The organism is Ochrobactrum sp. PL_is483, assembly GCF_055816855.1.
In genome coordinates, this window is record NZ_JBVPGS010000028.1 from 64,655 (window position 1) to 89,936 (window position 25,282).

20 protein-coding genes are annotated in these 25,282 nt (G+C 54.8%); 12 read left to right on the forward strand and 8 right to left on the reverse strand.

Going from position 1 to position 25,282, the window contains the following annotated elements:
- The first annotated feature begins 31 nt into the window (after positions 1-31).
- The 7 genes from rseP to lpxB all read left to right on the forward strand — a co-directional run bounded on the left by rseP (position 32) and on the right by lpxB (position 8,345).
- The gene (gene rseP / locus AC0TNJ_RS05400; protein ID WP_473770496.1) at positions 32-1,171 is read left to right on the forward strand and encodes an RIP metalloprotease RseP; all 1,140 of its coding nucleotides are present in this window, start codon (positions 32-34) and stop codon (positions 1,169-1,171) included.
- 337 nt (positions 1,172-1,508) lie between these two features.
- Positions 1,509-3,866 (forward strand): outer membrane protein assembly factor BamA, encoded by a 2,358-nt coding sequence (gene bamA / locus AC0TNJ_RS05405; protein ID WP_122001634.1) that lies wholly within the window; start codon positions 1,509-1,511, stop codon positions 3,864-3,866.
- A 51-nt stretch (positions 3,867-3,917) separates the two neighbouring features.
- Positions 3,918-4,973 carry a UDP-3-O-(3-hydroxymyristoyl)glucosamine N-acyltransferase gene (lpxD, locus tag AC0TNJ_RS05410; protein ID WP_473770497.1) on the forward strand — a complete coding sequence of 352 codons (1,056 nt, stop codon included), beginning with the start codon at positions 3,918-3,920 and terminating at the stop codon, positions 4,971-4,973.
- Complete coding sequence (fabZ, locus tag AC0TNJ_RS05415; protein WP_112700536.1) at positions 4,966-5,439, forward strand: 3-hydroxyacyl-ACP dehydratase FabZ; 474 nt, start codon at positions 4,966-4,968, stop codon at positions 5,437-5,439. Before lpxD ends, fabZ begins: the two co-directional genes overlap by 8 nt.
- Before the next feature lie 8 nt (positions 5,440-5,447).
- Positions 5,448-6,284 (forward strand): acyl-ACP--UDP-N-acetylglucosamine O-acyltransferase, encoded by an 837-nt coding sequence (gene lpxA, locus AC0TNJ_RS05420; protein WP_473770498.1) that lies wholly within the window; start codon positions 5,448-5,450, stop codon positions 6,282-6,284.
- Positions 6,265-7,164 carry an LpxI family protein gene (locus AC0TNJ_RS05425; protein ID WP_473770499.1) on the forward strand — a complete coding sequence of 300 codons (900 nt, stop codon included), beginning with the start codon at positions 6,265-6,267 and terminating at the stop codon, positions 7,162-7,164. Before lpxA ends, AC0TNJ_RS05425 begins: the two co-directional genes overlap by 20 nt.
- Positions 7,161-8,345, forward strand: a complete 1,185-nt coding sequence (gene lpxB / locus AC0TNJ_RS05430) for a lipid-A-disaccharide synthase (RefSeq protein WP_473770500.1) — start codon at positions 7,161-7,163, stop codon at positions 8,343-8,345. The genes AC0TNJ_RS05425 and lpxB overlap by 4 nt, the downstream gene beginning before the upstream one ends.
- A 73-nt stretch (positions 8,346-8,418) precedes the next feature.
- Here the strand turns inward: lpxB and gltA are convergent, their stop codons facing one another.
- Both gltA and gltX read right to left on the reverse strand, forming a co-directional pair.
- Complete coding sequence (gene gltA, locus AC0TNJ_RS05435) at positions 8,419-9,711, reverse strand: citrate synthase (RefSeq protein WP_122001735.1); 1,293 nt, start codon at positions 9,709-9,711, stop codon at positions 8,419-8,421.
- A 230-nt stretch (positions 9,712-9,941) separates the two neighbouring features.
- Positions 9,942-11,363 (reverse strand): glutamate--tRNA ligase, encoded by a 1,422-nt coding sequence (gene gltX / locus AC0TNJ_RS05440; protein ID WP_473770501.1) that lies wholly within the window; start codon positions 11,361-11,363, stop codon positions 9,942-9,944.
- 262 nt (positions 11,364-11,625) lie between these two features.
- Here gltX and AC0TNJ_RS05445 point away from each other — a divergent pair, with 262 nt between their 5' ends.
- The gene (locus AC0TNJ_RS05445) at positions 11,626-14,139 is read left to right on the forward strand and encodes a ComEC/Rec2 family competence protein (RefSeq protein ID WP_473770502.1); all 2,514 of its coding nucleotides are present in this window, start codon (positions 11,626-11,628) and stop codon (positions 14,137-14,139) included.
- Positions 14,140-14,214: 75 nt separating this feature from the next.
- Here AC0TNJ_RS05445 and lexA read toward each other — a convergent pair whose 3' ends face one another.
- From lexA to AC0TNJ_RS05475, 6 genes are all read right to left on the reverse strand, one after another.
- Positions 14,215-14,940 carry a transcriptional repressor LexA gene (lexA, locus tag AC0TNJ_RS05450; RefSeq protein ID WP_473770503.1) on the reverse strand — a complete coding sequence of 242 codons (726 nt, stop codon included), beginning with the start codon at positions 14,938-14,940 and terminating at the stop codon, positions 14,215-14,217.
- 237 nt (positions 14,941-15,177) lie between these two features.
- The gene (locus AC0TNJ_RS05455; RefSeq protein ID WP_473770504.1) at positions 15,178-16,392 is read right to left on the reverse strand and encodes a molybdopterin molybdotransferase MoeA; all 1,215 of its coding nucleotides are present in this window, start codon (positions 16,390-16,392) and stop codon (positions 15,178-15,180) included.
- 85 nt (positions 16,393-16,477) lie between these two features.
- Positions 16,478-16,954, reverse strand: a complete 477-nt coding sequence (gene moaC / locus AC0TNJ_RS05460; RefSeq protein WP_473770505.1) for a cyclic pyranopterin monophosphate synthase MoaC — start codon at positions 16,952-16,954, stop codon at positions 16,478-16,480.
- A 3-nt stretch (positions 16,955-16,957) separates the two neighbouring features.
- The gene (trpC, locus tag AC0TNJ_RS05465) at positions 16,958-17,758 is read right to left on the reverse strand and encodes an indole-3-glycerol phosphate synthase TrpC (protein WP_473770506.1); all 801 of its coding nucleotides are present in this window, start codon (positions 17,756-17,758) and stop codon (positions 16,958-16,960) included.
- Positions 17,759-17,773: 15 nt separating this feature from the next.
- Positions 17,774-18,793, reverse strand: a complete 1,020-nt coding sequence (gene trpD, locus AC0TNJ_RS05470; protein ID WP_473770507.1) for an anthranilate phosphoribosyltransferase — start codon at positions 18,791-18,793, stop codon at positions 17,774-17,776.
- A gap of 18 nt (positions 18,794-18,811) precedes the next feature.
- Positions 18,812-20,698, reverse strand: a complete 1,887-nt coding sequence (locus AC0TNJ_RS05475; protein ID WP_473770508.1) for a peptidyl-prolyl cis-trans isomerase — start codon at positions 20,696-20,698, stop codon at positions 18,812-18,814.
- A gap of 219 nt (positions 20,699-20,917) precedes the next feature.
- On the opposite strand from AC0TNJ_RS05475, the gene tpiA reads away from it, so the two are divergent.
- From tpiA to AC0TNJ_RS05495, 4 genes are all read left to right on the forward strand, one after another.
- A complete protein-coding gene (tpiA, locus tag AC0TNJ_RS05480; protein WP_122001645.1) occupies positions 20,918-21,682 on the forward strand; it encodes a triose-phosphate isomerase in 765 nt (254 codons plus the stop codon).
- A gap of 101 nt (positions 21,683-21,783) precedes the next feature.
- Positions 21,784-22,230 carry a preprotein translocase subunit SecG gene (gene secG / locus AC0TNJ_RS05485; RefSeq protein WP_473770509.1) on the forward strand — a complete coding sequence of 149 codons (447 nt, stop codon included), beginning with the start codon at positions 21,784-21,786 and terminating at the stop codon, positions 22,228-22,230.
- Between the two features lie 232 nt (positions 22,231-22,462).
- Positions 22,463-23,155, forward strand: a complete 693-nt coding sequence (locus AC0TNJ_RS05490; protein ID WP_122001647.1) for a L,D-transpeptidase — start codon at positions 22,463-22,465, stop codon at positions 23,153-23,155.
- Between the two features lie 277 nt (positions 23,156-23,432).
- On the forward strand, positions 23,433-25,061 hold the full coding sequence (locus tag AC0TNJ_RS05495) for a CTP synthase (protein ID WP_122001648.1): 1,629 nt from the start codon (positions 23,433-23,435) through the stop codon (positions 25,059-25,061).
- Positions 25,062-25,282 lie beyond the last annotated feature (221 nt).

A 25,282-nucleotide genomic window follows, 5' to 3' on the forward strand; every position in this document is an offset into this window, starting at 1 on the left:
AGCCCGCTAGTGTTTTGTAAGGAGCAGTGATTTGCAGGAGGCGTTGGCCTTTTTTCTCGGTGGCGAAAGCCTGCTTGTCGGGACCATCATTCCATTTCTCTTTGTTTTAACCGTTGTGGTCTTTGTTCACGAGATGGGCCACTATCTCGTTGCGCGTTGGTGTGGCATCGGTTCGCAGGCTTTTTCCATTGGCTTTGGGCCGGAGTTGATCGGATTCACGGATAAGCATGGAACGCGATGGAAGATTTCGGCCATTCCGCTTGGCGGCTATGTCAAATTCATCGGTGACGAGAGTGCCACAAGTTCTCCTGTGGACGTCAATAATGCACACCTGAGCGCGGATGAGCAGCGAAGGGCGTTTCACACCCAACCAGTGTGGAAGCGTGCGGCAACGGTTTTTGCCGGGCCTGCTTTCAATATCATTCTGACTATCGTGATCTTCAGCGTGTTCTTCGCGCTTTATGGACGCCAGATTTCCGATCCGCTTATCGCAGGTGTTCAGCCGGGCAGTCCGGCCGCTGAGGCCGGATTCGAAGCCGGAGATCGCTTTGTCAGTGTTGACGGCGAAAAGATCGCTACTTTTTCCGATGTACAGCGCATCGTATCCGGGCGGGCCGGGGATAAGCTGAATTTCACTGTCGAACGTGATGGCAAGATGGTCGACCTTCAGGCCGTTCCGGCAATAGTCGAGCGTACAGACCCGCTTGGAAACAAGATCAAGCTTGGCGCTATTGGCGTAGAAACTACTGAAGCTGTAGGCAATTTCCGCCGGATTGAATATGGCCCGCTCGAATCAGTGGCACAAGCTGTCATGGAAACGGGTTATATTATCGGTCGCACGGGAGAGTTTTTTCAACGCTTTGCGGTGGGGCGTGAGGATAAATGCCAGCTTGGTGGTCCGGTCAAGATTGCCAATATGGCTGGCAAGGCAGCAAGCCAGGGATTTGATTGGCTCATCCAGTTGATGGCGATGTTGTCCGTCGGCATCGGGCTTTTGAACCTGTTTCCGCTGCCTCCGCTGGATGGTGGTCATCTGGTTTTTTATGCGGTGGAGGCCATAAAGGGTAGTCCGGTGTCTGTCGCAGCGCAGGAAATTTTTTACCGTGCAGGATTCCTTCTTGTTATGGGATTCATGGGGTTCGTACTTTTCAACGACCTGTTTGCCTGCTAGATGACTCTCCGGCTGGCTCAGGTGGTGATCTTGGGGATCGGTGCAGGCTGGAGAGTTCCAGTCGGCTTACTGCTATGATGCGCATCTTCTCCGGTGAGGACTGGGCAAGATGTTAAACAGAAGTGAAAATTGGGAGTGACTGCTGGAAAAGCTAAGCGATTTGTTTACCATAACGCTTAAATCGCGTGGCGCGGATGCCACGCTGGTTGCTTAAGTAAACAGAATTTAACCGTGACGCTTGCTTGTATGGAAAAACCGGGTATGACGGTTGTATCTGTACGTGCTTTTCTGGGTTAATCGCCCCGGGGACAGAAAGAAACGAAGGTTCGGAAAGCCTATGACGGCAAGTTCTAAATTCTTTGGCGCCGCTTCTGCGCTCGCCATGTCAGTGGCTCTTGTGGCTTCGGGTACTGCTGCACTCTCGCTGGCTTCGGTCAATGTTGCCGAGGCTGCTGTCGTTAGCCGTATCGAGGTGCGCGGTAACACACGCGTCGACGCGCAGTCCATCCGTGACAACATCGAGATTCGCCCGGGCAAGGCCTTCACCAGCGCCGATATTGATGCTGCGGTGAAGCGTCTGTTCGCGATGGGGCTGTTCTCGGACGTTCGCATCAACCAGTCCGGTAGCACGCTCGTCGTCAATGTTAGCGAGCGTTCGGTTGTCAATAACGTCCTTTTCCAGGGCAACAAGAAGATCAAGGACCCTGATCTCGCCCGCGCAGTCCAGCTCAAGGCCCGTTCGCCTTACGATGCTGCGACGATGGAAGCTGATGTCGAGGCTATCAAGGGAGCTTACGCGCATATCGGGCGCAGCGATGCGACTGTGAATGCGCGTACCGTTGATCTCGGTCAGGGTCGTGTAAACGTTGTTTATGAAATCAACGAAGGTTCACGCACGAAGATCGCGAACGTTGATTTTGTTGGCAATCAGGCGTTTAGCGCCCGTCGCCTGCGTGATGTGATCTCGACCAAGCGCTCAAATCCGCTTTCCTGGCTGACGCGTAATGACGTGTATGATGAGGGTCGTCTTCAGGCTGACGAGGAAACGCTCCGCCGTTTCTATTACAATCGCGGCTATGCGGATTTCCGTGTCATTTCGTCCAATGCCGTTCTCGATCCGTCGACAAACGAATACACGATCACCATCACGGTTGATGAAGGTCAGCGCTATACGTTTGGCAATGTGAGCGTCGAAAGCAATGTTGACGGTGTAGACGGGCAGGCTCTGGATCATCTGGTCAAGACGCGTTCGGGCAAGCCTTACAGCGCCAAGGAAATCGAGGATTCTGTTCTCGCGGTTACCGAAAATGTCGCTGGAAGCGGTTACGCTTTTGCAAAGGTCGAGCCGCGTGGTGATCGTGATTTTGAAAATCACACGATCTCGGTGGTTTATAGCGTCGATGAAGGTCCGCGCGCTTACATTCAGCGCATTGAAATTCGCGGCAATGACAAGACCCGCGATTTCGTGATTCGCCGCGAATTCGACGTGAATGAAGGTGATGCCTTCAATCAGGTCATGGTGCAGCGTGCGAAGCGTCGTCTTGAGGCACTTGACTTCTTCCAGACCGTCAACATTTCGACCGCACCTGGCTCCGAGCCAGATCAGGTTATCCTGGTCGTTGACGTTGTTGAAAAGTCGACTGGTGAATTTTCGATTGGCGGCGGTTATACGACCGGTGGGGAATCGCCGGGTGCCCAGGTTGAAGCCGCTATCACCGAGCGTAACTTCCTCGGACGTGGCCAGTATATCCGTATCAGCGCGGGTGCCGGTCAGGACGATATGCGCAATTACGGCCTGTCGTTCACTGAGCCCTATTTCCTCGGTTACCGTTTGTCGGCTGGCTTTGACGTCTTCCGTCGCACGTACCGCGTAAATGACGACTACGACGTCGAGCAGACCGGTGGTACGATCCGTTTTGGTCTTCCAATTACGGACAATTTCTCGGCAGGTATCGCGTACAACCTGGTTCAGGAAAAGTATGACCTGTTCCGTTCTGATGCCGATAATTACTATGCTCCTGCCTTGCTTGAAGCGGCTGAACATAGCCCATGGCTGCGTTCGTCCATCAGCTATTCGCTGACCTATAACTCCATTGATGACATGAAGAATCCGCATGACGGTATTCATGCCAAGTTCACGCAGGAGTTTGCCGGTCTCGGTGGCGACGCGAAGTATATCAAGACGACAGCCAAGGCTAACTACTACAAGACGCTTTCTCAGGAAGCCGACATCGTCGGTATGCTGGGCATCGGTGGTGGTTATATCCATGAATTTGGCGACGATGGCGTCCGTATCTTCGACTTGTTCAAGAACAATTCGGATATCATTCGCGGTTTCAAGTTCAACGGTATCGGTCCATATCAGGATGCGGCGAACGGCAAGCGCTACTGGATGGGCGGTACGACCTACATCAACGGTACGGCTGAAGTTCAGTTCCCGATGCCGCTCGTTCCGGAAAGCCTCGGTATCCGTGGTGCTTTGTTCGCGGATGCAGCAACGCTTTATGGTAACGACTCCTCGCAAGGCGGTTCGCCAATTTATGGCGACGACAAGAAGCTTCGCGCTTCGGCAGGTGTAAGCTTGATGTGGGCTTCTCCGTTCGGTCCGCTGCGCTTTGACTATGCGTTCCCGATCGCGAAGGCTGACACCGACAAGGTTCAGAACTTCAACTTCGGTGTTTCGACCAAGTTCTAGTAGATTTGCCTTTTCCCGGGGTGTAATAGCCCCGGGGAAGAAAGTGTTTTGATGGCAGATCCTGTTTTTTTCACGCCCTCGCGTGAGCTCACGATTGGCGATATAGCAGATTTTACCGGTGCAAGACTTCGTGACCCGAAGCTTGCGCCGCGTTCTGTTGCGCGTCTCTCTTCTCTCAAAGATGCTGTGGAAGGTTCTCTTGTCTTCGTCGAAGGCAAAAAGAACGCTGATGGACTTTCTTCGATCCATGCTGCTGCGGTTCTGTGCACGGAAGCTGTGGTGGATAGTGTGCCATCGCACATAGCTGCGCTCATTACCCGTAATCCACAACGAGATTTCGCATCGGTTGGGCGGATGTTGTTTCCTTCGTCCGTCAAGCCGCTCAGCTGGTTTGGAGAGACAGGGATTTCGTCGGCTGCTATCATTCATCCGACAGCGCATATCGAGGATGGTGCGACCATCGAAGCCGGAGCCGTGATCGGTAAGGGCGTTACCGTGGGTAGCGGTACTCTGATCGCTTCGACTGCTGTCATTGGAGAGGGAAGCCAGATCGGCCGCAACAGTTATATTGCGCCGGGCGTAACCATCCAGTGTGCTTTCATCGGCAATCAGGTTTCGCTTCACCCGGGAGTTCGTATCGGACAAGACGGGTTCGGCTATGTTCCGGGTCCTGCTGGTTTGGAAAAAGTGCCTCAGCTCGGCCGGGTTATCATTCAAGATCATGTTGAGATTGGCGCCAATACCACGGTGGATCGTGGCTCCTTGAACGATACCATTATCGGTGAAGGTACCAAGGTCGATAACCTTGTCCAGATCGCGCACAATGTGCGGATAGGCCGGTTTTGTATCATTGCCGCGCATTGCGGCATCTCCGGCAGTTGCGTTATTGGTGACCAGACAATGCTGGGCGGGCGTGTTGGGCTTGCCGACCATTTGATCATCGGCTCACGCGTGCAGGTTGCCGCGGCAAGCGGCGTTATGAATGACATACCCGATGGTGAGCGCTGGGGTGGTATTCCCGCGCGGCCTATCAAGCAGTGGTTCCGCGATATTGCGAACATCCGCAGCATCGGGCAATCGAGAAAGGAACAATCCTCTGATGAGTGATGCAAATCAGACCAAGCTGGAAGCAGCAGATATCCAGGACCTTCTGGCCGTGCTGCCGCATCGCTATCCGTTTTTGCTGATTGACCGGATCGTCGATATTGACGGTGACGTCTCTGCGACCGGCATCAAGAATGTGACGATCAACGAGCCGCATTTCACCGGCCATTTTCCCGAAAAGCCGATCATGCCGGGCGTATTGATTGTCGAAGCCATGGCACAAACGGCGGGTGCCATTTCCCTGCTTCAACGCAAGACTGGACGGCCGGGTGTGGTCTATTTCATGACCATCGACAATGCGAAGTTCCGTCGTCCCGTCATACCGGGAGACAGGCTTTTGCTTCATGTCAAGAAAATCAAGCAACGTGCAAATATCTCTAAATATGAATGCGTTGCGGAAGTTGATGGTGTGAAGGTTGCGGAAGCTGAAGTCGCTGCCATGATCAGCACAGCTGAAGAAAACCAGTGAGCATATCAATGAAAGAAACAACTATTCACCCCACCGCTTTTGTAGAGCAGGGCGTGGAACTGGGGCAGGGTGTGTCTGTCGGCCCCTTCTGTCACATTCAGTCTGGCGCGGTCATCGGCGACAATTCGGAATTGATGAGCCACGTAGTCATAACGGGAGCTACCACACTTGGTGCGGGTGGCAAGGTCTACCCACATGCTGTTCTGGGGTGCGATCCGCAGAACAATAAGCATAAGGGCGGTCCTACCAGGCTTAATATCGGTGTAAACTGCCTTATCCGCGAAGGCGTGACCATGCACAAAGGGTCAGACAACGCGCGCGGTTACACTTCGATCGGCGACAATTGTTCGTTTCTGGCTTACGCTCACGTGGCGCACGATTGCGATATTGGCGATTATGTTACCTTCTCCAATAATGTGATGATCGGCGGTCATACGACTATTGGCCATCACGTCATTCTCGGCGGTGGCGCTGCGATACATCAGTTTGTGCGCATCGGCCATCATGCCTTCGTCGGCGGTATGGCTGCGGTCGTGAGTGATCTCATTCCATATGGCATGGCAATCGGTGTGCATGCGCATCTCGGTGGCTTGAATATCATCGGTATGAAACGCTCCGGTATGGAACGCAAAGAGATCCATAATCTTCGTCATGCCGTTCGGATGCTGTTCGACCGCACAAAACCAATCCGGGACCGTGCAAAGGACGTTCTGGTTGCGATTCCAGACTCTCCGGCTGTTATTGATATGATTGATTTCATCAATGTCGATACCAAGCGTGCCTACTGCACGCCTCCGCTCGACGCGGTCCATGGTGTGGCCGGGCATGACAGCGGCGAAGATTGAGAAAATAGCGCGTCCGGCAGATGATGCTGGGCGCGTTGCGATCATCGCTGGAAATGGGCTATTGCCAATAAATGTGGCAGAAGCTCTTGAAACTGCGGGAAATGTGCCTTTCCTCGTACCATTGCGAGGAGAAGCCGACCCGGTACTTTACAAGTATGAGCATCAGGAAATCTCGATTGTAGAGTTTGCAAAGCTCGTACGGTCGATGAAGGCTGCCGGTGTGGAGCGGGTTGTTCTCGCTGGCGGAGTGACAAGCAGGCCCCATGTCAGCGACTTGAAGTTTGACTGGCCGACCCTGCGTGCGGTGCCATACGTTTTGCGCGCATTGGGCCAGGGCGACGACGCGCTTCTGCGCGCGTTCATAGGCTTGTTGGAATCCTTCGGTTTCAAAGTCGTCGGCGCTCATGAAGTCGTCCCGAATTTACTTTCCCCATTTCCGCCCCAAATCCTGACCTCGAAAGCACCAGACGCACGAGAACGCCAGAACCTTGAACTTGCGATGGAGTCCGCGCTTCGTTTGGGCGATCTTGATGTCGGGCAAGGCGCTGTTGCGGTTGGCGGTCGTGTGGTGGCGCTTGAAGGAGCTGAAGGCACAGACCAGATGATTGAGCGCGTGCGCGATTTGCGTGCGGTTGGCCGCATACCTCGACGCGGCGGTGTTCTCGTCAAGATGGCGAAGCCGAGGCAGGAGGAAAGGGCTGATCTTCCAACCATAGGGATTTCGACAGTAAATAACGCCGCGCAAGCGGGTTTGTCAGGAATTGCGGTTGAGGCAGGCAGGACATTCATTTTAGGCTTCGGCGAAACCATCGCTGCGGCAAACGACAAAGGCCTCTTCGTCGAGACGGTCAGTCGCGAGACAAAGGACATCAAGAAGTGAGCACCACCAGCTGGCCATTGAAAATAGCAATCGTGGCCGGTGAAGAATCCGGTGATCTTCTCGGTGCCGATCTGATCGATGCGCTGCGGACGCAGACAGACCGATTGGTCGACATCGTGGGGGTCGGTGGCGATCACCTCGCGGCTCGGGGAATGAAGTCTTTTTTTGATCCGCACGAGATCGCGTTAATGGGACTGGGTGCAATTCTCAAGAATTTACCGGGTCTGATGCTGCGTATCAGGCAAACGGCACAACGCATTGTTGCGGAGAATCCCGATTGTGTCGTGCTGATCGACAGCCCTGAATTTACACATCGTGTCGCCAAAAAGATCAGGGCGGCAAGGCCGTCGATTCCGATCGTGAAATATATTGCGCCGAGCGTGTGGGCGTGGCGACCGCAACGCGCCCGCGCGATGAAAGCATATTTCGACCATGTGCTGACTATTCTTCCCTTTGAAGTCGATGTCATGCAGCGGTTAAGCGGGCCTAACGCCACTTATGTGGGGCATCGTCTCTCCAGTTATGACCCGATATTGCGGGCGCGCGCCGGGCAAATGGTTCTTGAGACCGAGCGAACGGACGAAACAAGGAAAACCTTGCTTGTTTTGCCGGGGTCTCGCCGTACCGAAATCCAAATGCTCATGGAACCATTTGGGCAGGCTATTGGCGAACTCGCTGCTCGGGTTGAAAAGCTCGACGTTATTCTGCCGACCTTGCCCCGCATCGAGGAAATGGTACGGGCTCTCTCCATGAACTGGGCAGTCAAGCCGCTTATAGTCGTGGGAGATGAGGAGAAGTGGAAAGCATTTTCGAAAGCAGATGCAGCGCTCGCAGCTTCTGGAACGGTCTCGCTGGAGCTCGCCCTGTCGCGCATTCCAAGCGTGCTTTCCTATAAGGCGGACTGGTTTGCGCGCAAATTTCTGATGCCGAAGATTACGATCTGGAGTGCGGCGCTGCCCAATATTATCGCCGATGAGCCTGTTGTTCCTGAATATTTTAACGAGTTCGTTCGTCCGGGAATGCTCGCCCGCAACCTCGAACGGCTTATGCGGCCCGGATCCGCGCGACAGGCTCAACTGGATGGGTTCGATAAGGTGGCTTCAATCATGGCGACCGAAAAGCCGTCTGGCGATATTGGAGCGCAGGTTATTCTGGAACTGGCTGGCGTTTCCAAGAACTGATTTGTTAATGCGAGGAAAAAACGAAAACCCCGGTCGCTTTTGGCGGCCGGGGTTTTTCTTTTAGCTTTGGTGCTTATTTACGCTTTGCGAGCGGCACGTAATCACGCTCGGCAGCGCCGGTATAAAGCTGGCGCGGGCGACCGATCTTCTGCTGCGGATCTTCGATCATTTCCTTCCACTGTGCGACCCAGCCAACGGTGCGGGCGAGAGCAAAGAGAACCGTGAACATTTCGGTCGGGAAGCCGAGAGCCTTCAGCGTGATGCCGGAATAGAAGTCGATGTTCGGGTAAAGCTTCTTCTCAATAAAGTATTCGTCGGTCAGAGCGATCTTTTCGAGCTCCATTGCGACGTCGAGCAGCGGATCATCCTTGATGCCGAGTTCGCCCAGAACCTCATGGCAGGTCTTCTGCATGATCTTGGCGCGCGGGTCGTAGTTTTTGTAAACGCGGTGGCCGAAGCCCATCAGGCGGAACGGATCGTTCTTGTCCTTTGCACGCGCGATGAATTCAGGAATACGGTCGACAGAACCGATTTCAGCCAGCATGTTAAGTGCAGCTTCATTTGCACCGCCGTGGGCAGGGCCCCAGAGGCAGGCAACGCCAGCAGCAATACATGCAAAAGGATTGGCACCCGACGAACCGGCGAGACGCACCGTCGAGGTTGAGGCGTTCTGTTCGTGATCTGCATGGAGGATGAAGATGCGGTCCATAGCGCGCGCCAGAACCGGGTTGACCTTGTAATCCTCGCATGGGACGCCAAAGCACATGTGCAGGAAGTTCGATGCGAAATCGAGGTCGTTCTTCGGATACATGAACGGCTGGCCGATATGGTACTTGTAGGCCATGGCGGCTAGCGTCGGAACCTTGGCGATCAGGCGAATGGAAGCAACCATACGCTGATGCGGGTCAGTGATATCGGTAGAGTCATGATAGAATGCCGACATCGCGCCGACGCAGCCAACCATCACTGCCATAGGATGGGCGTCGCGGCGGAAGCCCGAGAAGAACTTCGTCATCTGTTCATGAATCATCGTGTGGCGCGTCACACGATAATCGAAGTCAGCCTTCTGGGTTGCGGTCGGCAGTTCACCATAGAGAAGCAGATAGCAGGTTTCCAGAAAGTCACCGTGTTCGGCGAGCTGATCGATCGGGTAGCCGCGATAGAGCAGGGTGCCTTCATCGCCATCGATGTAGGTGATCTTGGATTCGCACGATGCCGTGGACGTGAAGCCTGGATCGTAGGTGAACATCTGCGAGTTCTTGTAGAGTGGACCGATATCAACGACGTCTGGTCCGACAGTGCCTTGTCGCACAGGCAGGTCGAATGTTTTGCCTTCTAGTGTAAAGCTGGCTGTCCTATCTGACATCGTGTTTCCTTTCATGTCCACTTTGCCGCCCGCACGACGGCAGAATTGTAATCGCCGTTATAATTTGTCTTTTATCTCTTGGTGTGATCCCCGAGCCGCGGGGACCATCAGCGTTGCAACGCATTATCCTAACGATTTTGCACGTCAAACTATCCCAAACGGTTCGCGATGCAATGCGTAATTTGAACTATTTACGCCGGTTTTGTCACGTCAGCGTGAATGTTCCCACCTTAACCGATTTGATCGTGGATACGTCCAAGCGACTCTTCACGGCCAAGGACAAAAAGCACGTCGAACACGCCCGGAGAGGTGGCGCGACCGGTCAATGCTGCACGGAGCGGCTGTGCAATCTTGCCCAGCTTCAGGCCGGTTTTCTCTGCGTGAGTCCGTACGACGGCATCAAGTGATTCAGCGGTCCACTCGCCTGCTGCTTCCAAATCCGGCAGCACGGACTTGAGGACGGCGCGGCCTTCCTCATTCAAGAGTGACGCCGCCTTTTCATCCAGATCAAGCGGGCGAGCAGCGAAGATGAACTTCGATCCGTCGGCCAGCTCCACCAGAGTTTTGGCGCGATCCTTCAGGCCCGGCATGGCGGCGAGCAGTTGTGCGCTTCGCTTCTCGTTCAGCGCGTCCGCAATTTCCTTGCCGCCTTCGATTTCCGGCAGAACAGCGATAAGCGCATCATAAAGCGCCTTGTCATCGCTGGCGCGCATATAGACGCCATTGATCGCCTCAAGCTTCTGAAAATCGAAGCGAGCGGCACCCTTATTGATATCCTTCACGTCGAACCATTCGATCATCTGTTCGGTCGACATGATTTCGTCGTCGCCGTGGCTCCAGCCGAGGCGCACCAGATAGTTGCGGAGTGCGGCGGGCAAATATCCCATCGCACGATAGGCGTCGACGCCCAAAGCGCCGTGGCGCTTGGAGAGCTTTGCGCCATCTGCACCATGGATGAGCGGGATATGCGACATTTGCGGCACATCCCAACCCATGGCGTTATAGATAACGGTCTGCCGGGCGGCATTGGTCAAATGATCGTCACCGCGAATGATGTGTGTCACGCCCATATCGTGGTCATCGACAACGACCGCATGCATATAAGTTGGCGTGCCATCAGAGCGCAGGATGATGAAATCATCAAGGTCCTTGTTCGGGAAACGTACGTCGCCCTGCACGGCATCCTGTACAAGCGTTTCGCCCTCCTGCGGAGCCTTGATCCGGATGACGGGCTTTACGCCAGCAGGCGCTTCCGACGGATCGCGATCACGCCAGCGGCCATCATAGCGCGGTGGGCGGCCTTCGGCGCGTGCTTTCTCGCGCATTTCTTCAAGTTCTGCAGGCGTGGCATAACAATAATATGCCTTGCCAAGAGCCACGAGTTCTTCCGCAACTTCGCGATGGCGAGGTGCGCGCTCGAACTGCGAGATGGCATCGCCGTCCCAATCCAATCCCAGCCAGGTCAGACCATCAAGAATTGCAGCCGTTGCTGCGTCTGTGGACCTTTCCCGGTCGGTGTCTTCAATGCGCAGCAGCATCTTGCCGCCATTGTGCTTGGCAAAAAGCCAGTTGAACAAGGCAGTACGCGCGCCGCCAATGTGCAGATACCCCGTGGGCGAGGGGGCAAAACGGGTTACAACCGGTTTCGGCATGATAGCTCCACTATGTCATGCGCCTTTTGAGAACAGCGGCGAATGCCGAGACATTGGCGCAAACTTGAATTCTGAAGCCTGCGGGAGATACCCGGCAGGGTAATCGAGGCTCTTGATGTGAACCCACTCGATTTCGGCTGCGGTTCATGTAGCATAGGCAGCAATGTGCGCAAGGGTTTCGCATCCCTTTCGTGCTGATGTGCCGTCGTTCTTTTGGGGTATCAAGGCGGTTTGGGCTAACTTTTGCGGTCAGGCGGGGGGCATGACGGGCATCAGGGAGGCGAGCGATGCAAACGAACGGGCGCTTGTCAGAAGCATGCCCGATGGTTTTGTGCGCACATTATTGCCAGAGGTATGGCCCCACGATGAAACGGAATTTCCGGCAAATCCGGAACTGGTCAAGTCATCTGCATCCCGCCTGCGTGAACGTCTTCTATCTATTCCTTCCATTGCGAAAAATCTGATCAGGGCCGCGATCGAAACTGAAGTCGGGCGTGGCCTGTTTTTTCTTTTGCTGCCAGTTTTCGCCGGTGTTGGCGCGATCATTTATTTCACGCTCTCATTCGAACCTGAATGGACACCGCTTTTGTCCATGCTTGCAATTGCCGTCATCGTTAGAAGTGCAACGCGCCGGTATTATGTTGCAGCTCAAGGCATAACATTGAGCATCGCTTTGGTAGCGGGGCTTGTAGTCGCCAAATGGGAGACGGAACGCCGAGCAACGCCCCTGTTGGGCTCAGATGTCGCAACACGCGTAACAGGCAGGGTTGTTGCTCTTGAATATCAGGATAATGGCAGTTGGCGAGTAACACTGGATGTGCTCCAGACCGAACGCCCAGAGCTTCGTTTTCCACCGAAACGCATTCGCATCAATGCAAGGGATATTCCAGCCTCTACGACAATTGGCAGTGGGCTGACGGGTTTCGCGCGATTGCGTACACCGTCAGGTCCGGTTCGTCCCGGCAATTATGATTTCTCATTTCATGCTTATTTCAATGGGATTGGCGCCAATGGTTTCTTTCTCGGAACGCCTAAAGTTGCGACGGTTCCTCCGCCAGATGAACTGACCGCCGAAATTTCCCAGTGGATTGCGATGTTGCGTGTTCAGGTGTCTGAACGCATTGAGGAAGTGATAGGTGGTGAGGACGGTAGTGTCGCTGCGGCACTCGTAGCAGGCACGCGCGCGGGGATCAGTGAGCAGACGAATGAAGATCTGCGTAAAGCAGGGCTTGCGCATATTCTGTCGATCTCAGGCTTGCACATGGCGCTTGCCGCAGGGGTCGTCATGCTGACGTTGCGGTCTCTCTTCGCGCTATTTCCGGCTTTCAGCGTAAGACATCCGGTGAAGAAGTATGCGGCATTTCTCTCCTTGCTAAGCTGCACCTTCTATCTTGCCATGTCGGGTGCTGATGTCGCTGCACAACGAAGCTACGTGATGATCGCAGTCATGCTTGGCGCATTGCTGGTGGACCATGCTGCCATCAGTATGCGTAATCTGGCGATTGCAGCGGTCGCTATGATTGCAATTTCGCCGCATGAGATATTGGGGCCGAGTTTTCAAATGTCTTTCTCGGCTACGGCTGCGTTGATTGCCGGCTATGCCTGGTGGAGCGAACGCAATGCGAGCAAGCGTTTTGGTGCGGAAAAACGCGGGAAGGCAGCTCCTGGTTTTGCCGGAAAAATCTTGAAGTTGCTCACAGCGGCGGCGGGCACATCTCTCATTGCCGGGCTGGCGAGCGGGATTTTTGCAGCTTATCACTTCAACAACACAGCGCCGTTTGGTTTGGTAGGAAATGTCCTTGCCGAACCCGTAATAGCTCTTCTCGTAATGCCGTTTGCCGTCTTCGGTCTTGTGCTGATGCCATTGCAACTGGACTGGGGGCCTTTGCAGATAATGGGCTGGGGTATTTTTGCTGTCCGTCATATAGCTGCTTTCGTGGCGACATGGTCACCCGACGGCAATCCGGGGGCCATGCCTTCTCTCACGCTTGTTGTTTGGACCATCGCGCTCGTTCTGGGTGTCGTTTTGTCGACGCGACTGAAGGCGCTGGCGCTCCCCTTCATTATTCTTGGGTTCGTAGCTTTCGTCAGTGAGCCTTTTCCCGACATCGTGGTATCGGAAGATGCCAAACTGGTGGGCGTCCGACTGGCTGATGGGAGGCTGGCAATCAATCGAAGTCGCCCCTCGCAATTTACAGCCGACAATTGGAAAACTGCCTATCTGGTCGATGAGTTTATCGCGCCGGCGACAGGCAAGAATAACGAAGGAACCGATGGAAATCGGTTCGAGTGCGAAGATGGTTTATGCACGATCAGCTTGCGCGATGGACGCATACTTGCCTATACGGCAGACACTGCAATGCGAGAGATAGCCTGCGATATTGGCGATGTGGTTATTCTCGCTGTTCCCGGTAAAGAAGCTTCGTGCCGTCGTTCAACTATCCTGAGTATCAGTAAACGTGATTTGGCGTTAAAGGGAGCTGTGGAGATAAGACTCGGAAAAGCATCAGAACAAAACGGAGTTTCCCAGGCTTTACTCGTAGTTTCTCCCGAAACAACAAGAGCCGAGGTGGGGCAGCCAATATCTACTCTGCAACAAGACAACCGGATAAGATTTGCAGTCGACACGCCGAGCCGCCCTTGGCATCTACATCGCATCCATTCACGTCCAGCTCGCGGTTTGGCTGAACGCGAATACAAACCAAAATCCCAGCCTGGCAGAAATTCAGGGAGCTGTTCAGCAGACGCCGACGGTGACGAAAATCGCTGCGAATGACCCTTAAGCGCTGCCAACTAAAAACGACGGATCAATCTGCTCGGACTTTTTGCTTTATGCATTTGCGCCAACACTTTAATAGCGGCGGATCAAGCCAACGAGCTTGCCTTGAACCCTAACACGGTCGGGGCCAAAGATTCGGGTCTCATAGGCGGGATTGGCTGCTTCCAGCGCGATGGATGCTCCTTTGCGACGAAAGCGTTTCAAAGTCGCTTCTTCGTCATCGACAAGCGCTACGACGATTTCACCGGGATTTGCGGAATCGCCACGTTTGATAATGACTGTATCTCCGTCAAAAATTCCAGCATCGATCATTGAATCCCCTTTGACCTCGAGAGCGTAATGCTCGCCTGCGCCAATCATTTCCGGTGGAAGGCTGAGGGAATGGGTTTGATTCTGGATCGCGGAAATCGGTACACCGGCAGCAATTCGTCCCATGACCGGCACGGAAACTGTTGCAGATGTATCGTCATTGGTAGCCGCAGGGGCGGGGCGCGATGGTGGAGGGGCTGGTGGTGCTTTGCCGAGGCTACCTTCGATAACGCTGGGAGCAAACTTCTTTTGCGCATTGAGCCCCGGAGCGATGGAATCTGGCAGACGCAAGACCTCGAGCGCACGTGCCCGGTTCGGCAGGCGGCGGATAAAACCACGCTCCTCCAAAGCGGTAATCAGACGATGGATACCCGATTTCGATGCCAGATCGAGCGCTTCCTTCATTTCATCGAAAGATGGGGGAATACCCGTCTCTTTCAGACGTTCGTGAATGAACAGCAGAAGCTCGTGCTGTTTGCGGGTTAACATGCGCGATACCCTCCCGGCAAAGAATCGAGAAAAACAAAACCAGAACGAACACTATATGTTCCAGTCTTGTTCTGCAATGGTTTTAAAATCCTTAACGTTTGCGTCGAGAATGGATGGAAAGCCGGTATCCGATAACGTCGCGGCGTTTCCACGTGGTGTCCAATAAAATAATGTATATTTTATATATCGTTATATGCGTTTTCTCGTGTAACTTGGCAATGGGTGCCCACGGGCGCTCTATAGCATAAGAACACGACAATCATCACCGATAGCGGCGGTAGGTGCATTCTCGTCCCTGATGATGAGGGCATCCGAGCCGACGAGGCCCGAAAGCATGGACGAATCCTGAACTGGAAACGGCTTTGCTATCAGCGTTCCATTCGGAGATGATTCGATTATTGCTCGAATATAATCGCGGCGATGATCGTTGGCGGGCAGGGTAACGCCCAGCTTGGCCGGACGGATGTCGGCGTCGAGATTGGTTCCGGCGAGCTTGGCAACAAGGGGACGAAGAAAGACGAGGCCACAGACCAGGCTTGAGACAGGATTACCCGGCAACCCTATGATGTGCACAATTTTATCTTTCACGCTGATGCGGCCATACATCAGGGGTTTGCCCGGCCTCATGGCTATTTTCCAGAAGTCGAGGCCGACTCCCAGTTTTTGAAGTGCGCCGTGCACAAAATCCCGGTCACCGACGGACGCGCCGCCAATCGTAACCAGAACGTCGATGCCATCTTGCAGGCTGTCTGCTATCGCCTGTTCAATCTTGGCAGGATCGTCCGGAATGATCCCCTTATCTTCAGGGCTGCCGCCCGCACGCCTTATGATTTCGGCGATTCCAACACTGTTCGATGCAACAATTTGATCCTTCCCCGGAATATCACCGGGAGGCACGAGTTCATCACCAGTCGCAACGATCGCCACCTTGGGTTTCTGGAATACGTCAACCTTCGCATTGCCGCTCGCGGCTGCCAGCGACAGTGCCGCGGCATCCAGCTCGCGTCCTGTTGAAATGACGATGTTGCCGGGCGAAAAATCGAGGCCCGCACGGCGGATATGCCGTCCTGACTCCATGCCTTCATGGACGATCAGCTGGTTGCCTGAACGCTCGGTGTGTTCTTGAATGACAATGGTATCAGCGCCTTTGGGTATTGGCGCGCCAGTGAAAATGCGAACCGCCTGTCCGATCCCCAATTCGCCCTCGAAGCGATTACCCGCAGCCGATTCGCCGATGATGTCGAACTTTACAGGATAAGAGATGTTGTCGGGCGCGATCAGGGCATAGCCGTCCATCGCCGACCCGTCGAAAGGCGGTTGGAGAAAATGTGCCAGCACAGGTGTTGCCACCACGCGCCCTCCCGCATCGGACAAAGCGACTTGCTCCTTGCCGTGCGGTTCTGCGGATTTCAGAATGCGGGCCAGTGCGTCATCGACCGGGAGAAGGGACATTGCGTTTCCTCTCGAACTGAATTGTTGACCTCTTTAGAACAGAAAGGCCGTCTGGATGAATTGATCCAGAGCAAAGTTCAGCGCTTTATGCTTTCCAGTCACCGGATTTGCCGCCGCTTTTTTCTGTCACGTGGATACCGCCGATCTCCATATGTTTGTCGACGGCTTTGGCCATGTCGTAGATGGTAAGGCACGTGACGGAAACGGCGGTGAGGGCCTCCATTTCCACGCCGGTACGTCCTTTGAGCTTGGCGAGAGCACGAATGCGTAAACCAGGCAACGCCTGATCCGGCTCGATCTCGACAGCAACTTTGGTCAGCATCAACGGATGGCAGAGGGGAATCAGATCGGCGGTCTTTTTTGCCGCCATAATACCCGCCAGACGCGCTGCGCCTATAACGTCACCTTTCGCGGCATTCCCTTCAAGAATGAGCGCCAGCGTTTCCGGCATCATTCTGACCGATCCTTCGGCCGTGGCTTGACGTTCGGTTTCATCCTTTGCCCCAACATCCACCATATTGGCAGCACCGCTCTGGTCGATATGCGTGAGCTTGGACATCATTGGTCAAGCCTTGCCGGTCAGGAGTTCGCGGGTAGCTGCCGCCACATCTGCCTGGCGCATCAGGCTTTCCCCGATGAGGAAGGTTCCAATCCCAGATTCTTCCAGACGCAGGCAATCGTCATGTGTGAATATGCCGCTTTCACCTACCAGAACGCGATCAGAGGGCGACATTTTCGACAGGCGTTCCGAGACAGCGAGGTCGACTTCGAATGTACGTAGGTTGCGATTGTTGACGCCGAGAAGACGTGATGAAAGCTTCAATGCGCGTTCCATCTCGGTTTCGTCATGTACTTCGATGAGCGCATCCATGCCTAGCTCGAACGCAGTTTCTTCCAGCGCCTTCGCCAGATCGTCATCGACGCTTGCGAGAATGATCAGGATGCAGTCCGCCCCCCAGCTACGAGCTTCATGCACCTGATAGGTATCGAACAAAAAATCTTTGCGGAGCGCCGGAAGGCCGCATGCGTTGCGGGCTGCCGTAAGGAACTCTGGCGCTCCCTGAAAGGAAGGGGTGTCGGTCAGCACGGATAGACATGCCGCGCCGCCAGATTCATAGGCTTTGGCAAGTGCAGGCGGATCGAAATCAGGACGGATAAGGCCTTTCGAGGGGCTTGCCTTCTTGATTTCAGCGATCAACGCGAATTCACCGGCAGCGCGTTTTGCCTCCAGTGCCTTCAGAAAGCCGCGCGGGGCTTCCTGATCCTGTGCGCGTGCCTTGAGATCAGCGACGGTACGCTTTGCCTTGGCTGCGGCGATTTCTTCGCGCTTGTAAGCCTCGATCTTGCGCAAAATGTCGGTGGACATAGTGAATCCTTTCGGTCAGGCCGCTCTATCGTTCGAAACAGCAATCACCTTTTGCAAGACGGCAAGCGCTGCACCGCTATCTATGGATTGCGCCGCTAGCGTGATGCCTTCCTTCAGATCCTTCACTTTGCCGGCAATGACGAGGGCAGCGCCCGAATTGAGCAGCACGATGTCTCTATAAGCATTTTTATCGCCTTCAAGTACGCCCAGCAAAGCCTTGGCGTTGGCTGAAGCTTCGCCGCCTTTCAGTTCTGCCGGATCGCAACGACGGAGGCCAACCTCTTCCGGCGTGATTTCAAAAGTACGGATTTGGCCGTTTTCGAGGGCCGCAACTTGCGTTGTGCCTGCGGTGGTCATTTCATCAAGACCATCGCCATAGACCACCCATGCCGCTTCGGAACCCAGCTCTTTGAGCACTTCGGCCAATGGTACCAGCCATTGGGGCGCAAATACCCCAACGAGTTGACGCTTGACGCTGGCTGGATTGGAAAGGGGGCCAAGCAGATTGAAGATGGTCCGCGTTCCAAGTTCGACACGGGAAGGGCCGACATGGCGCATGGCGGAATGGTGCATTGGTGCAAACATGAAACCAAGACCGGCGTCAGTGATGCTGCGGCCAATCGTGTTTGCATCAGCTTCGATATTGATGCCAAGCGCGGCTAGCGCATCAGCCGCGCCCGAACGTGAGGAAAGGGCGCGGTTGCCATGCTTGGCGACAGGAACACCCGCGCCCGCAACGACAAACGCCGAGCAGCTTGAAACATTGTAGGAGCCGGATTGGTCACCGCCGGTTCCAACTATATCGATTGCGTTGTCGGGAGCGGAAACTTCCAGCATGCGCGAGCGCATGGAGGCAACGGCACCGGCGATTTCCGGTACTGTTTCACCACGTACACGCAACGCCATCAACAGTCCGCCGATCTGCGACGGCGTCGCCTGGCCAGACATCATAATGTCGAAAGCGGCTCTGGAATCTTCCAGCGAAAGCGGCTCTCCAGCAGCTGCTTTCGCAATATAGGGTTTTAGATCAGCCATTTTGGATGCCCACCGTCCTTAAAACGCCAGAGCGTTGTTGATGACGGTCTGGTTTATCTTAACAGGGTATTGCTTCTGCAATTCACCGACGAGCTGTTCAAGGACGTCGTCCGACAGAGAAGTTGCCAGATATTTCTGCTGCTGTTCCGGAATGGCTTCGGGGCCCGCTGCGGCAGGTTCTGTTACTTCCACAACTTTGAACAGAATCTGGGCATTGTCAGAAGGTGCGGCAGCGCTGCCGGTGAAACCATTTGTTCCGCGGAAAATCTGCGCGGCGGCAGCCGTTCCGATATCGGCATCGTTGGTCGTGCGGATAATACCGCGTTTGGTCTGCTTCTCAACGCCCAGTTCGGCAGCGATCGTGTCGAGCGTCGCACCGCCGTCCAGGCGCTTCTTGAGCTCGTCCACACGCTGATTGAGGCGCTTGACGGCTTCTTCACCCTTCCAAGCGGCGACAACCTTGTCTTTGACTTCGTCCAGTGTGCGTTCACGTGCTGGCGTTACGCCATCGACCTGATACCAGAGATAGCCGACATTGCCCATGGTAAGTGCGTCGTTGTCAAAACCCTGGTCGGCCTGGAAGGCAGCGGAAAGCAGTGCTTCGGAATTCGGTAGCTGCACGGGATTGCCAGAAGGATCGTTACCCTCTGCATCAACGGCTTCCACTGTGACCGATTTGAGGCTCAGCTTCTTTGCGACGTCGGCCATGGAAGCGCCGTCGGAGCGCTCCTGTTCATAGGAGTCGTGAATCCCGCTGATGCTGCTTGCTGCAATGTTGTTTGCAAGCGTGGTGCGAATTTCGCCTTCAACTTCTGCCAGCGGCTTCACATGAGCCGGTTCGATTTGTGTCACACGCAGGATAACGGGACCAAAACTACCTTTGACGATTTGGCTCACGCCATTTTCCGAAAGGGCAAAAGCTGCATCGGCAACCGCCTGATCAGGAATAGCGGATTTTTCGAACGAACCAAGTTTCAGGTCGTCTTCCGTTTTGCCTTGTTCCTTGCCGATATCAACAAAGCTGGTTCCTGCGGCGATTTTTTGCTGGGCGGCTTCTGCGGCGGCATCGTCGGCAAAGCTAAGTTGCTCGATGGTGCGTTTTTCTATCGAGCCGAAGCGGTCCTTGTTTTTTTCGTAATATTCGTTGACTTCATCCTGCGTGACGGCAGACGGATCTGCAATATCAGCCGGTTCCAGCTTCACATAGGTTATCTTCCGGTATTCCGGTGCCTTGTATTCGTCTTTCTGCGTCTCAAAATAGGTTTTGAGCGCATCATCGGAAGGGGCCGGAACAGCATCGGCCTTTTCAGCCTGAATAGTCACGTAATCAACGCTGCGGGTTTCCCCCTGATAAAGGGCGAGCGCCTTCAAGGCCGCATTCGGGAGCTTGATTCCGTCGGTCGCGGCTTCCACAATCTGCTGGCGGCGCGCGACTTTCGCGCGATTGTCGAGGTAATCCTGTGCGCGAATGCCGGATTGACGAAGCACCGCATCAAACTGCGCACGATTGAAGTTGCCGCTTGCGTCATGGAAAGCCGGGTCTTCGCCGGTCAGCCGCGCAATCCCATCCTTGGAGAGGCCGAGCTGCATGTTTCGTGCGCCTTCATCAAGGACTACTCCGGCTGCAAGCTGTGCGAGTACCTGATTTTCGACGCCAAGCGCCTGTGCCTGTTCACGCGTCAGGCGCTGGCGAAACTGTTGCGACAGGCGCATCATCTGCTGCTCATATGCGAAACGATAATCGGTGGCGCTTACTTCGGAACCACCAGCCGTCAAAGCGGCATTGCCTGACAGGCCACCGCGAAAGACATCGGAGATGCCCCAGATCGCAAAGCTCAGCACAAGCAGGCCAAGCAGAAGTTTGGCGACCCAGGATTGAGCGGCGGAACGCAGGCTGTCGAGCATTGGAAACCCTTCAAGAATAAATCGAAGCTCGGCTTTTATAGATAGAGCCAGTCAGGGGATAACCTTAAGCCAGCCCCATATGCAAGGTCTCATTGCAACTAGGAACCTAAGAACATTTGCATTGCGGCACGAATACGCTTAGTCAGTGGCAAATTTTGGCGCCGATCCGCTTTCGCGAGGCGGTAGCGCCTGCTGTTTTGAACAGGCGAGGAGAATAGCATGACTCCGGGAATCCGTCCGCTGGTTGCTGGCAACTGGAAGATGAATGGTACGGGAGAATCCCTGACCGAATTGCGCGCGATTGCTGCGGGTCTGAGCTCCGATCTCGGCCGCAAGCTCGATGCCGTAATCTGTGTGCCGGCGACGCTTCTTTCTCGCGCAGCAGAAACGCTCGAAGGCGAAACGGTTGGTCTCGGCGGACAGGACTCACATCATAAAGTATCCGGTGCGCATACTGGCGATGTCTCTGCCGAGATGCTCAAGGAAGCAGGCGCGACGCATGTCATTATCGGTCATTCTGAGCGCCGGACCGATCATCACGAAAGCAATGAGATCGTTCGCGCCAAAACTGAAGCCGCCTGGGCTGCCGGTTTGGTCGCAATCGTGTGCGTCGGCGAGACGGCCGATGAGCGCAAGGCGGAACGCACGCTGGACGTTATAGGCTCGCAGCTGGCGGGTTCCTTGCCGGATGGCGTGAATGCGGAGAATACAATCATCGCTTATGAGCCGGTCTGGGCAATTGGTACAGGTTTGACGCCAACGGTGCAGGACGTGCGTGCCGCTCATGCTTTCATGCGTGAGCAGCTGATTGAACGGTTCGGCACGAAGGGTGCGCATCTTCGGCTGCTCTACGGCGGTTCGGTCAAGCCTTCTAACGCATTGGAATTGCTTGGCGTCGCGGATGTGGACGGTGCGCTTGTCGGCGGTGCGAGCTTGAAGGCGAATGATTTTCTCGCCATATGCGAAACCTATCGTAATTTGTAACTGGCGTTTCACGTCTGTCTATCTTGGCCTCGGGGCTTGGATTATCCGACAATAGCGTGTAAAGAGCCGCTCTAGTTTTAGGGATATAAAGACCGTAACCCATGCAGACCGTACTCATTGTCATTCACTTGTTGATCGTGCTGGCGCTTGTCGGCGTTGTGCTTATCCAGCGTTCGGAAGGCGGCGGCCTTGGCATTGGCGGTGGTTCGGGCTTCATGACGGCTCGCGGTGCTGCGAACGCGCTAACCCGCACGACGGCCATTCTTGCGATCGGCTTTTTCGCGACCTCGCTTATTCTCGGCATCATGGCGCGCTACGGCGAAAAGCCGACCGACATTCTCAATCGTATTCCGGCGGCAACCGGCAGCCAGACTGCTCCGACGGGCGGCAATGGCGGCGGTATTCTGGACCAGTTGGGCGGCGGGTCTTCACGTCCTGACTCAAATCAGACGGCACCTGCGGCTCCAGGCGCAACTGCGCCAGCAACGCAGCCACAGGCTCCGGCTGTGCCGGAAACCCCGGCCAATCCGGTTCCAAGCTCGCAGTAAAAAACGCGTAGTGTGAATCCAATGCGGAAACCGGTCCTTGTGGCCGGTTTTCTTTTTGTTAACTATCGGGCTGCAAAGTGTTGCAGGTAGGCAATAGGCGCCGCCGAATCGCATTGCAGAACAGCGGCGCTGAATTGAGAACCGGATCGCTTTGCAGTAAGCAGAGCGAAAGTCTGGTCGCAATTAATGCGGCAGGCGTTTCTCCCTTGTGCTTGATTTTCGGGAACCGAACATGTTTTCACGCCGTATTCTGATGGCAGGTATTGCAAGTCTCTGTATTGGGGCGACTGCTCCGGCATTTGCAGCTTCGCCGGTAAGCGCTGAAGCGCAGCTCAACGAAGCTGCCGCATCCGTTCAGCAGGTAGCTCTTTCAAGCGACACCAAGGCCAATCCCGAAAAGCCGAAGAAGAAAAAGGCTTCCAAGGGCGGCAATGCGGTAAAAGCCAGCAAGTACAACATTGATCCGAAGTTCCGGGCACAGGAAGTAGCTTTTACCGGCTATAAGCCTGGCACGATCGTGATCGATCCGAAACAGCGTTTCCTCTACCTCGTTGAAACATCGTCGACGGCTCGCCGCTACGGCATTGCTGTCGGTAAGCAAGGGTTGGAATTCAAGGGCACCGGAACAATCAACGCAAAGCGTGAGTGGCCGCGCTGGATTCCGACCAAGGAAATGATCGAGCGTGATCCCGCTCATTATGGACGTTTCAAGAATGGTATGGATGGCGGTCCGGGTAACCCGCTCGGTTCTCGCGCCCTCTACCTGTTCCAGGGCAACAAGGATACCTACATCCGCATTCACGGCACCGTTCAGCCCTGGACCATCGGCAGCTCTGCTTCCAATGGCTGTTTCCGCATGATCAATGAAGATGTGATGGATCTTTACGAGCGCGTCGGTCTTGGAACCGAAGTGGTTGTTCTCTGATCTGCAAATGACTATGTGAACGTGGCCGGACCTACGGGGCCGGCCTTTTTCTTTTGCCTTACTCGCCGTTCCTGCCGGTGGAAGCTGTGGATTTCGAGCTTCGACATGGCTTTATGCGGACAGGGGCGCTAGAGAGAATAGACGTATTCGCTCCGGGGTTCTGGCTCCGGTTTTTCTATGTCCAACGAGGATTGCCGCCTGACTTCGGTGAAAAAACATGGCCGAAGTGCATTTTCTTGTGGCGGAATCAATCAAGAAAGTCTAACGAGATAAGCCCATGGCGCGATATGTATTCATCACTGGCGGCGTGGTTTCTTCCCTTGGAAAAGGCATAGCTGCCGCAGCACTGGCTGCACTCCTTCAGGCACGCGGTTACCGCGTGCGTATCCGTAAACTCGACCCTTATCTGAATGTCGATCCCGGCACGATGTCGCCTTACCAGCACGGTGAGGTGTTCGTCACTGACGATGGTGCTGAAACAGACCTTGATCTGGGCCATTACGAGCGGTTCACCGGTCGTCCAGCCAACCAGCAGGACAACATTACTACCGGTCGCATCTACCGCAACATCATCGAAAAGGAACGCCGCGGCGATTATCTCGGTGCGACGGTTCAGGTCATTCCGCATGTGACCGATGAGATCAAGAACTTCGTTCTTGAAGGCAATGAAGACTATGATTTCGTTCTCTGCGAAATCGGCGGCACAGTTGGCGACATCGAAGCCATGCCGTTCCTCGAAGCCATTCGCCAGCTTGGCAATGAATTGCCGCGCGGTACGGCAGTTTATATCCATCTGACTTTGATGCCTTATATTCCGGCTGCGGGCGAATTGAAGACCAAGCCGACCCAGCATTCGGTGAAGGAGCTGCGCTCTATCGGCATTGCTCCAGATATCCTTCTGGTTCGCGCTGATCGCGAGATTCCGGAATCGGAACGGCGCAAGCTTTCATTGTTCTGTAATGTCCGCGAAAGCGCAGTCATTCAAGCGCTCGACGTGGCAACGATCTATGACGTTCCGATTGCCTACCACAAGGAAGGCCTTGATTCGGAAGTTCTGTCGGCATTCGGCATCGATCCGGCGCCAAAGCCGCGTATGGATCGCTGGGCGGAGGTTTCCGACCGTCTCCATAATCCGGAAGGTGAAGTGACCATTGCCATCGTCGGCAAATATACCGGTCTCAAGGACGCCTATAAATCACTGATCGAAGCGCTTTATCACGGTGGTCTCGCCAACAAGGTGAAAGTCAATCTCGACTGGATTGAAGCGGAGGTCTTCGAAAGCGAAGATCCGGCTCCATATCTGGAAAAGGTACACGGCATTCTGGTGCCGGGCGGCTTCGGTGAGCGTGGTGCGGAAGGCAAGATTCTTGCCGCGAAATTTGCCCGTGAACGCAAGGTTCCGTATTTCGGTATCTGCTTCGGCATGCAGATGGCCTGCATCGAGGCAGCGCGTAATCTGGTTGGCATTGAGAATGCGTCTTCGACCGAGTTCGGTCCGACTAAGGAGCCGGTTGTCGGCCTGATGACCGAGTGGCTGAAGGGCAATATGCTCGAAAAGCGTGCAGCGGCAGGCGACCTTGGCGGCACTATGCGTCTTGGCGCATACGAAGCAGCATTGAAGCCGGGGTCTAAGATCGCGGAAATCTATGGGTCGACGGATATTTCAGAACGTCATCGTCATCGCTACGAAGTCAATATCGACTACAAGGAACGTCTGGAGACTGCTGGACTGAATTTCGCAGGCATGTCGCCGGATGGTGTTCTGCCAGAAACAGTCGAATATCCCGATCATCCGTGGTTTATCGGCGTTCAGTACCACCCGGAACTGAAATCCCGACCCTTCGAACCACATCCGCTCTTCGCTTCCTTCATTGAAGCGGCGATTGAGCAGAGCCGTCTGGTCTAAAATTCTAACGCGCCTCTCGGGGCGCGTCAGACCGCTGACAAACCCGTCGATATTTTTCGGCGGGTTTTGTTTTTGGGAGCGGGCGCCTTTTGTGACTGCACTGGCGAGGCGTTGCAAACGGCTGCAGCCGCTCATGCGCTGGCTGCCTTTGGCGTCTTTGTCAGGACCATGGCGATCTTCTTGATGTTCTGTGCGGCGGCTTGCAGCAGGCATTGGCAGGC